We start from the raw sequence: 1,426 nt of genomic DNA, 5'->3' as shown, positions 1-1,426 counted from the left end.
TGGCGCGCGCCGCGCTGGCGGCGGCGCCGGCCTGCGCGCCGTGGCGCGAGTGGACCGCGTTCGTCGGCAAGCACCTCGATGCCAGCGGGCGGGTGATCGATTTCCAGCACGCCGACCAGCGCAGCACCTCCGAAGGCCAGTCCTACGCGCTGTTCTTCGCGCTGGTGGCGAACGACCAGGTGCTGTTCGAACGCGTGCTCGGCTGGACCCGGCACAACCTGTGCGGCGGCCGCCCGCAGCAGGTGTTGCCGGCCTGGCTGTGGGGCCGCGCCAGCGACGGCAGCTGGCGCGTGCTCGATGGCAACAGCGCCAGCGACGCCGACCTGTGGATCGCCTACGTGCTGCTCGAGGCCGGGCGCCTGTGGCAACGGCCCGGCTACACCCAGGCCGGTCTGCAGATGCTGGCGCTGGTGCGACGCACCGAGCTGGCCGAGCTGCCCGGGTTCGGCAGCATGCTGCTGCCGGCGGCCAAGGGGTTCGTCAGGCCGCAACGCTGGACGCTCAACCCCAGTTCCCTGCCGCTGCAGTTGCTGCGGCGCTTCGCCGCGGTCGATCCGAAGGGGCCGTGGGCCGGCCTGGCCACGCGTAGCGCACGGATGCTGCGCGACAGCGCGCCGGTCGGCTTCGCGCCGGACTGGACCGCCTGGGACGGCCGCGCGTTCGGCGTCGACCCCGACAAGGGCGCGATCGGCAGCTACGACGCCATCCGCGTGTACCTGTGGGCCGGCATGCTCGATGCCGCCGATCCGCTGCGCAAGGCGCTGCTCGACGACCTGTCCGGCCCGCTGCAGCAACTGCGCGCGCAGGGCCGTCTCGACGAGAAGATCGACAGCCGCCAGGGCGTCGGCAGCGGCCAGGCGCCGCCCGGCTTCGCCGCGGCCCTGCTGCCGTACCTGAGCGCGCTGCGCGAACCGGCGCTGCTCCAGGCGCAGGCGCAACGCATTCCCGCGCCCGGCGACGCCGCCGCGGCACGGCTTCCCTACTACGACCGGGTGCTGATCCTGTTCGGACGCGCCTGGCTCGACAACCGCTACCGCTTTTCCGTAGACGGCGCGCTGCAGCCCGCCTGGAGAACCCAATGCTCCGCATGAACCTCAAACCCCTGTACCTGGCCGGCATGATCGACCTGTGCCTGCTCGCCGGCAGCGCGCACGCGCAGAACGCCGACGCCACCCAGCAACTGGTCAGTCAGGGCAACTACTGGCACGACCAGGGCCGCGACGATCTCGCCGCCGATGCCTGGCGCAAGCTGCTGCGGGTCGACCCGAATCAGCCCGACGCCCTGCTCGGCCTGGCCCAGATCGATCTGGCGCAGGGCCGCCAGACCGACGCGCGCAAGCGCCTGGCGCAACTGCAGAAGGCGCATCCGCAGGCGCCGCAGACCCAGCGCTTGGCCATGTCGATCGGCGGCACCGGCGATAACATC

At 72.4% G+C, this 1,426-nt stretch carries 2 protein-coding genes; both read left to right on the top strand.

Annotated features, from left to right (window positions below; translation table 11 throughout):
• The first annotated feature begins 14 nt into the window (after nt 1-14).
• Nucleotides 15-1,091, top strand: coding sequence for a cellulose synthase complex periplasmic endoglucanase BcsZ (gene bcsZ / locus D183_RS0108100; RefSeq protein ID WP_081613303.1), 1,077 nt, complete (start codon nt 15-17; stop codon nt 1,089-1,091).
• Nucleotides 1,079-1,426, top strand: a 348-nt coding sequence (locus D183_RS24275; RefSeq protein WP_157835193.1) for a tetratricopeptide repeat protein, incomplete at its 3' end; no start/stop codon positions are given. The genes bcsZ and D183_RS24275, both read left to right, overlap by 13 nt.

Source organism: Xanthomonas sp. SHU 199 (assembly GCF_000364665.1).
Lineage (GTDB): Bacteria > Pseudomonadota > Gammaproteobacteria > Xanthomonadales > Xanthomonadaceae > Xanthomonas_A > Xanthomonas_A sontii.
This window is presented reverse-complemented; position numbering and strand designations above follow the sequence as displayed.